7 protein-coding genes and 1 pseudogene are annotated in these 8,825 nt (G+C 38.8%); 5 read left to right on the top strand and 3 right to left on the bottom strand.

What is annotated here, in order from left to right; genetic code table 11:
• On the bottom strand, window positions 1–334 hold a 334-nt coding region (locus tag PSI06_RS20180; RefSeq protein ID WP_273604743.1), incomplete at its 3' end, for a hypothetical protein.
• A 166-nt stretch (window positions 335–500) separates the two neighbouring features.
• On the opposite strand from PSI06_RS20180, the gene PSI06_RS20175 reads away from it, so the two are divergent.
• The 5 genes from PSI06_RS20175 to PSI06_RS20155 all read left to right on the top strand — a co-directional run bounded on the left by PSI06_RS20175 (window position 501) and on the right by PSI06_RS20155 (window position 7,252).
• Entirely contained in the window at window positions 501–1,400 is a 900-nt protein-coding gene (locus tag PSI06_RS20175) for a cation transporter (protein ID WP_273604742.1), read from the top strand.
• Between the two features lie 8 nt (window positions 1,401–1,408).
• Window positions 1,409–1,780 (top strand): hypothetical protein, encoded by a 372-nt coding sequence (locus PSI06_RS20170; RefSeq protein ID WP_016899211.1) that lies wholly within the window; start codon window positions 1,409–1,411, stop codon window positions 1,778–1,780.
• 72 nt (window positions 1,781–1,852) lie between these two features.
• Window positions 1,853–3,145, top strand: coding sequence for a TolC family protein (locus PSI06_RS20165; RefSeq protein ID WP_273604741.1), 1,293 nt, complete (start codon window positions 1,853–1,855; stop codon window positions 3,143–3,145).
• A gap of 71 nt (window positions 3,146–3,216) precedes the next feature.
• Window positions 3,217–4,113, top strand: coding sequence for an efflux RND transporter periplasmic adaptor subunit (locus tag PSI06_RS20160; protein WP_273604740.1), 897 nt, complete (start codon window positions 3,217–3,219; stop codon window positions 4,111–4,113).
• Between the two features lie 10 nt (window positions 4,114–4,123).
• A complete protein-coding gene (locus PSI06_RS20155) occupies window positions 4,124–7,252 on the top strand; it encodes an efflux RND transporter permease subunit (protein ID WP_273604739.1) in 3,129 nt (1,042 codons plus the stop codon).
• An 84-nt stretch (window positions 7,253–7,336) separates the two neighbouring features.
• On the opposite strand, the gene PSI06_RS20150 is transcribed toward PSI06_RS20155, so the two are convergent.
• Window positions 7,337–8,224, bottom strand: a complete 888-nt coding sequence (locus PSI06_RS20150) for a cation diffusion facilitator family transporter (RefSeq protein ID WP_002962252.1) — start codon at window positions 8,222–8,224, stop codon at window positions 7,337–7,339.
• Window positions 8,211–8,749 (bottom strand): annotated as a pseudogene (locus PSI06_RS20145) (transglutaminase domain-containing protein); the annotation flags it as partial. The pseudogene PSI06_RS20145 and the gene PSI06_RS20150, both read right to left, overlap by 14 nt.
• Window positions 8,750–8,825: the final 76 nt, after the last annotated feature.

Genomic DNA, 8,825 nt, shown 5'->3' with positions numbered 1-8,825 from the left:
GAAGTATCGCTTCAAGAAAGGTACTTGTTTGATCAATTTGATAAGGCGTTTTATTGATAATGTTTAGTTTGCCCGTGGTATTTGAATTACTGACTAAAATCCAAGATAAGTGGCTGCCACTGCAATGACCGCAGTGATGACAATCTTTTTCATTATGCTGCTCATCACCTACATTATCATTTGAGACATTTCGATCATCTGCATGATCATGTTGAGTTTGAAGGTGCTCTATATCTATTTGGTGATTCTCAGATGTTGAGGATGCTACAGCAGTTAACGATTGTAAAACAATCGAAATAACCAAGAGCATTTTTAGTACAACATTAAGGTTCAAAGTTATCACCAGTTAAATATAGTATTTAAAATACTAGCAGAAACTATTTTCTTAAACTAGCTTTTCAATTCAGTTTCCACGCTTTTACATTAAATAATTTTTTTATTTGACTCTATAGCCACTATAGATTTTATACTTATTTTAATATTATTACGGAATGTTAAATATGTCAGAAAAATGTAGTGGTCAGTGTCAATCATCTTCTACCAATGAAGATGTAAAAATTGATACACAATTAGATAACTATAGTGGCGCGTTTGTCAGTACATATAAAGTGCCTCAAATGGACTGTCCTTCAGAAGAGAGATTGATCAGATTAGCACTTGACTCAATTCAGCCTTCAGTTGGATTGCAGTTTGATATTCCTAATCGCTTAGTCAAAGTTTTTCATGATGAAAATTTAGATGAGATAACAAAAAAGTTACAACAACTTAAACTCGGTGCAGAGTTAGAGTCAACTAAACAAAGTTGCAGTACAGAAGCTGCAAAAGCAAAAGACTTAGCCCAAAAAAATGAGATGAAAGAAGCATCAACCCTAAAATGGTTGTTAGCCATTAATGGAGTCATGTTTTTTATAGAAGTAATTGCTGGGATTATTGCACAGTCTGCTGGCCTAATTGCAGACTCATTAGATATGTTTGCTGATGCTGCTGTGTATGGTTTAGCTATTTATGCCGTAGGTAAAAGTATTAGCATGAAACTTAGAGCAGCACATATATCTGGTGTGCTTCAAGTTATTCTAGCGCTAGGTGCTTTGAGCGAAGTCGTAAGACGCTTTGTTTACGGTAGTGAACCGATCTCTTCTTTAATGATGATATTTGGTGGAATAGCACTAATCGCTAACGTTGCTTGTCTGTTTTTGATATTTGGCAACAAAGAAGACGGCGCTCATATGAAAGCGAGTTGGATTTTTTCCGCAAATGACGTTATCGCAAACGTTGGTGTAATTTTAGCTGGCTTATTAGTTACAGCAACAAGCAGTCGTTATCCAGATTTAGTGATTGGTTTGATAATTGCTCTTGTCGTTTTAAACGGTGCTCGCCGCATCTTACAGCTAAAGTATTAAGCAGAGAAATGAAAATAATGCACTCATCGTATATCAAATCAAATATATCATACGTGATAATGATTTTAATCGCGGTGCAGTCTGTGTTTTTTTCGCTAGAAGAGCTTGAAATAAACTTAAGTGAAAGTTCTTTTAGTTCATCACTAACTAAGTCTATTACCCCGCTAAAAGCTCCAGAAGACTCCAATATGCTTGAGGTGAATAATAGCAACTCTTCAATTGATAATTGTAATTTTTGTTGCTGTTGTCACTTATTTTTAAATGCTGATTCTTCCTGTAACATTTTCCAAGCAATAGAATATTTCCTTACCTACGCCTTAGTTTCTCCTGAGCTAAAAGGCTATATCTCGGTGCCATTCCGCCCACCTAAATACGCCTAAATTTTATAGAAAATTATGAAAGGTCAAATGTTAATGACCGAAAAAAACATATAAATTTATAGGAAAGTATACATGGCACTTAATACCTGTGTGCATCGCAAGATAGCAATTTTGAGGTGTGTAACACCTCAGCTTAAATATATCGCGTTTCTCGCGTTGTCACTTTTTACATTTAATGTTTATGCCTTTGAAAAGCAGTTAAATCTTCAAGAGGCAATTCAGTGGACGCTTAAACAAAATCCTGAACTCAAAATATTTGATTTCAAACAAACCGCATTAACAGGACAAGAACAAACAGCAAGTTTAAATCCTGCTTATGAACTAGAAGTTGAAGCTGAGAACTTTGCAGGCTCAGGTGAATTTAATGCATTCGACAGTGCTGAATTAACAGTCGCTCTATCTTCGGTTATCGAAATGGGAGATAAACGCTCAGCGCGGATTGGACTTGTTTCAAAATCAAGAGCACTACTCAATGCTGAGAAAGAAGTCTCTGCGCTTAATTTAATGGCTCAAGTCACTGAGAAGTACGTGGAAGTACTTGCAGCCCAACAAAGAGTTATATTGGCAGAAAATGCTTTGAGCTTAGCACAAGAAACGTTAGAGATTGTATCTCAGCGTAACCGCGCAGGTGCTACTCCTGAGGCTGAAGTGAAACGCTCAAAAGCAGTTATTGCTCAGGCTAACCTCACCCTTCAATCTGAACAAAAGCGCTTGGAATATTTGAAGCTCTCATTAGCAGCCTACTGGGGGGAAAACTCTGTAACCTTCTCTGAAGTACAAGGGGATCTTTTTCAGTTTGGCAATGATAGTGACTTTAACAGCCTTTTTGCGAAGTTAGAGAAGAACCCTGCTATTCAAATCTATGCAAGTGAACAGCGACTAAAAGAGGCTGAAATACAGTTAGCTAAAACAGAGTCAACGGCCAATATCAAATGGTCTGTTGGTGTTAGGCGCTCTCAAGAAGCCAATGATACGGCACTGGTCGCTGGCTTTAGCTTACCTTTGTTTGCTGAAAAGCGAAATTCTGGCGCAATCGCTAGTGCGCTAGCAGAGCGTGACCAAGTTGCCATAGAGAAAGAGGCGACTAAGTTGAGGTTTAGAAATCACTTACTACGAGCATACTCCAATAGAAAACAAGCCATATTAACAGCTAATTCATTAAAGCAGTCGGTTATCCCAATGCTTGAAGATGCACTGGAAGATACTCAAGACGCCTATCAAAAAGGTCGATATGGATATCTTGATTATGTATCGGCTAGACAAGAGCTGTTAAATGCTCGGCGAACCCTCATTGATGCGGCATCTGCTGCCCTAATTTATGGCGCAGAGATAGAAAAACTAACAAACGAAGCGCTGTCACTCTAAAAAAAGCATCACTTTAAGCTTAATAACAATTTATTGATTCAGTTATTAACTGAATCGTTTAGGAATTAAAAATGAAAAACTATTTACTCGCACTATTGATTTTTATTGGGTATTTGTCACCCATTCAAAGTGTTTTCGCTAGTGAAGATGAACATGAAGGCGAAGAAGGCATAAGCAAAATCGACAATAACATGGCAAAAAAGGTTGGTGTTGAAACAGCCTATTTAGCTTCAAAAACGTTGAACCAAACTATCCCTGTATACGGCTCTACGACGATAGGCGCTGAACAATTATTTCAAGTTGGCGCTAGATATAACGGCGTTATAAAGACAATAAACTCCACTGTTGGTGATACGGTAAAAAAAGGCGATCTATTAGCCGTTATTGAATCTAATGAGAGCTTAAATACTTATAAAATAACATCGCCTGTTTCTGGGACTGTTTTACAGCGAAATGGAAATATTGGCGGTATCACGCAAAACACTAGCTTGTTTGAAATCGTCAATTTTGACACCTTGTGGGCTGAATTTAAGGTGTTTACCAGCCAATATAATCAAATTAAAGTCGGTCAACCTGTTGATATTGAGCATGGTGAACAGGCATTCAACTCAACCATCACCAATATAATTCCAGCTAAAGATCAGTCTTATGTTTTAGCACGTGTACGTTTAAACAACACTGAGTTAAAGCTAACGTCAGGTCAATTATTAAAAGGCAACGTCAAAATAAATCAATTCAAGGTGGATTTAGCCGTCGAGAAAGTTGCGATACAAGAACTGGGAGGACAATTTGGTGTCTTTGTAAAAGAAGATGAAGAGTACGAATTTGCACCGCTTGTATTAGGACGTTCAGATAAGAACTATATCGAGGTTATTGGTGGCCTCAGTAAAGACAATGAATATGTAAACAAAAACAGTTATCTGATAAAAGCAGATATATTGAAATCTGAAGTAGAAGACGACGATTAGGAGACGCAATATGATTGAATCAATTTTGCGTCTTGCAATAAATAGGCGCTACTTAGTATTAAGCTTGCTGATGGTAATCATCGGCGTTGGTATGTGGAGTTATCAAAAACTTCCCATTGATGCTGTTCCAGATATAACAAACGTGCAGGTACAAATAAACACTTCTGCCCCCGGTTATTCACCTTTGGAAGCGGAACAAAGGGTGACCTTTCCTGTAGAAACAGCCTTAGCCGGATTGCCAAAGCTGTCTCACACCCGCTCCCTGTCAAGATATGGATTATCTCAAGTAACCGTTATCTTTGAAGAGGGAACCGATATTTATTTTGCTCGCAACTTAATCAATGCAAGATTAGCTGCGATAAAAGGCGTTATTCCCTCTGGCTTAGAGCCAGAAATGGGTCCTATTTCGACAGGGCTTGGCGAAATATTTATGTATACCGTACAAGCTTCTCCTGATGCTAAAATGCCTAATGGAGAGCCTTATACCGCTATTGCCTTAAGAGAAATACAAGACTGGATCATTAAACCGCAATTGGCTCAAGTTAAAGGCGTCATTGAGGTCAACAGTATCGGCGGCTACAACAAGCAATATCACATAACACCGAAACCTGAAAAATTACTTTTTTATCGTGTGAGCTTTGAAGAAATATCTGATGCATTACGTAAAAATAATGATAACCGTGGCGCGGGTTATATCGAGCAAAACGGACAGCAAGTTTTAGTACGCTCCATTGGGCAACTAGCGACAATAGATGAGATCCTCAATGTCATCATCAAAAAGAACGATGGTATTCCTGTAAAAATAAGTGATGTTGCCAATGTTGCTATAGGCAAAGAACTTAGAACAGGGGCTGCTACTCGTAATGGCATTGAGACAGTGCTTGGTACAACCATGATGCTGATTGGTGAGAATTCTCGCACCGTTGCTTTAGAAGTGGAACATAAGCTCAGCGAAATACAAAAATCTCTGCCAAAGGGCATTACCGCAGAGCCTGTTTACGACAGAACAACGTTAGTAGATAAAGCGATTGCAACCGTTACCAAAAACCTCGTTGAAGGTGCGCTTTTAGTTATTGTTGTGTTATTTATTCTACTTGGAAATTTACGTGCAGCTCTCATTACCGCTGCTGTTATCCCTATTTCCATGTTAATGACAATCACAGGTATGATGCAAGCAGGAGTATCTGCCAATTTAATGAGTCTCGGCGCATTGGACTTTGGCTTGATAGTGGACGGGGCTGTCATCATCGTTGAAAACTCTGTCCGTAGGTTAGCACAGGCCCAACACAACGGTCATAGGCAAGACTTAAGAGAACGCCTAAATACCGTTTTTGAAGCCACTTCAGAAGTGATACGTCCAAGCTTGTTTGGTGTGGCAATTATCACTGTTGTTTACATCCCCATTTTCACGCTAACTGGCGTTGAAGGGAAAATGTTCCACCCTATGGCGGCAACTGTCGTTATGGCGTTAATTTCCGCAATGATCCTTTCAGTTACACTGGTTCCTGCTGCTGTAGCTGTTTTTATGAAAGGTAAAATCAGCGAAAAAGAAAGTGTTGTTATTCGTTCAACCAAGTCTATTTATGAACCATTGCTAAAAATGGCGTTGAAATTTCGTTGGGTTATCGTTTCATTTTCGACGCTCTTAATGGGGTATAGCCTTTGGTTAGCAACAACGCTGGGTAGTGAATTTGTTCCACAGCTAAATGAAGGGGATATAACAGTCCAAGCGCTAAGAATACCTTCTACCGGCCTAGAGCAATCAGTAGAAATGCAAGAAGTACTTGAGCAACGTATTAAAGCGTTTCCTGAAGTTGATAAAGTATTCTCGCGCATCGGCACATCAGAAGTAGCAACTGATCCAATGCCACCGAGTATTGCTGATATCTTTGTTATTTTAAAACCACGTAAAGAATGGGCCGAACCTTCAAAGCCAAAGAGTGAATTAGTTGAAGAAATGGAAGAAGTACTGAAAAACATTCCGGGCAACAACTATGAATTCACTCAGCCTATTCAAATGCGTTTCAATGAATTGATTTCTGGCGTTAGAGCTGATGTGGGCATCAAAGTATTTGGCGATGACTTAGATCGATTATTACTTACCGCAAAAGATATTCTAAATATTGTGAAAACCGTGGATGGTGCCGCTGATGCTCGAATGGAACAGGTCACAGGTGTTCCATCTTTATCAGTAATTCCTAAACGAGAAGCGCTTGGTAGGTATGGATTGAACGTTACCGAATTGCAAGACTGGGTTGCCACTGCGATTGGCGGTGAATCTGCGGGGATCATTTATGAAGGTGACAGACGGTTTGAGTTAGTTGTTCGCCTACCAGAGCAAATAAGAACGGATATCGATAGCTTGAAGCATCTGCCGCTTCCACTTGAGAATGGTAACTATGTGCCAATTGAAGAAGTTGCAGAGCTTAAATCAGAGTCTTTACCCGCGCAGATTAGCCGAGAGAACGGAAAAAGAAGAGTTGTGGTTACCGTCAATGTTCGTGGTAGAGATTTAGGCGGTTTTGTAAAAGAAGTTAAAGCTAAAATTAATCAGGAAGGAGAAATTCCAGCAGGATACTGGCTTGATTATGGTGGAACGTTTGAACAACTAGAATCAGCAAGTAAGCGATTAAGCCTAGTTGTACCGATAACATTGGTTGTTATCCTAGGTATTTTGATTATAGCATTTGGTTCATTAAAAGATGCATTAATCATTTTCAGTGGCGTGCCTTTAGCATTAACAGGGGGCGTATTTTCACTTTATTTAAGAGACATGCCCTTATCAATTTCGGCAGGTGTCGGCTTCATTGCATTGTCAGGTGTCGCAGTATTAAATGGCTTGGTTATGTTGGCTTTTATTCGAGATCTTTGGCATGAAAAAGGCGACCTATACGTAGCGATCATTGAAGGTGCCATCATTCGTTTAAGACCTATTTTAATGACGGCACTGGTCGCAAGTTTAGGTTTTATTCCAATGGCGTTAAACACTGGAATTGGTGCAGAAGTACAACGACCACTAGCAACAGTTGTTATCGGCGGTATTGTATCTTCTACCATTTTAACTTTGTTTGTATTGCCTATTTTATATCAATGGGCGCATGGCGCTGAGAGTAACAAACAGCAATCCGACGAAATCTAAAAGCAAAAAAGCAGCTTAATTACTAAGTTATGCCTAATTAAGCTGCTTTTTATATTGTATGCTCCAAAATTTTATTGATAAAACTTACTCTGCTTCATCCCTACAATTTTCATTTAAAAACTCAAACTCTATCGTCGTATGCGATAAATGATAGGAAGATAATTTAGCTGCAACCTCTTGTTTAAGCTTAATTAATTCTTTAACGTCAAAGTTGTCACTCAGCTCAAGGTGCGCTGTTAAAACGTGACTTTCACCATCCAGTGACCAAAAATGCATATGGTGTATACCATTTACTTCAGGAAATTCAATTAATGACTGCTTAATACGCTCTTGGGTCTCTTTATCGGGTGCAGCTTGAAGAAAAAGCACCAATGTTGATTTAAGATTTTTGAAAACGTTAAATAAGATAAACAGCGTAAACCCTATTGATAATAGAGGATCTAATATCGGCAGTTCAACGAACAACAATACAATAGAGACTATAAGAACGGCAACCCAACCGAGTACATCTTCAAGTAGGTGCCATGTCAGCACTTTTTCATTTAGTGTTTCACCCGCTTTTAATTTGAATACCGCATAACCATTTACGGCAACACCGAGTATGGCTAGCCCTAACATCCCCTCAACTACAGGCATTTCAGGATTGGACAGCTTAGGTATTGCTTCAAATAAAACCCAAATAGAGCCGATAATCAAAACAATACTATTTACCAATGCACCAAAAAGTGTAAGTCGGCGATAACCATAGCTGAATTTGTCTGATGCTTCTTTATCTGAAAAACGACTTAAAATCCACGCAAAACCTATTGAAAGACTATCACCAAGATCGTGAACGGCATCCGCCATTATCGCCGTACTGTTTGTGAGCCAACCACCTATAAATTCGATAATGGTAAATATCACATTAAGGAAAAATGCCCAACCAATCCGGTCGTCTTTACCATGCTGATGACTGTGACTATGGTTGTGCATTTTGTACCTCCAGTACTTTTTTATTTCTTATTTTTGATACATTCATATTAATCAAATGTCGGATCACTCGTTGATACAACCAACGTTTTACACCTGATAGATTAGTACCTTTTTCGAGATAGAACTTATCTGGTGAATCATAAAGCCCAAAGTCGTCATGAATACCTTCTTTTTGAATATAGGTATCCTCTCCACGCCAATCCGTACCGGGTGAAGATAAGCACTTTGTTGCAACACCATAACCACAAAACTCATCTTTTGCTTGGCTAAATTTCTGCTGTAGTGAGCTTAAGTATTGCTCATCCAATATAAAGCCCTCTAAGTTTATCCAACGCCCTTCAAAGTAAACTTCTACCCAACTATGAATGATGTATTTAGGTGCTAACCAAAATACAAGCTTGGGATAGCACCTTTTTGTAGTTGCTGATCAATGGTAAAACCTTGGAAACGACACTGGATACCTAGTCCACGCAATAGTGCCCAGACTGTGTGAAAACTAATTTTTAATAAATTGTCTTGGGTATGTTCTTAGTTTGAAACCATTTAAGATGGTTGCGATCGATTTTTTCTCAGTATCGCAATTTTCTCCGCGCGAGCGAAA

It is taken from the genome of Pseudoalteromonas sp. GABNS16E (assembly GCF_028598715.1).
Taxonomy (GTDB): domain Bacteria; phylum Pseudomonadota; class Gammaproteobacteria; order Enterobacterales; family Alteromonadaceae; genus Pseudoalteromonas; species Pseudoalteromonas atlantica.
Note: the sequence above shows the minus strand (reverse complement) of the source record. Positions and strands in the feature narration are given on the sequence as shown.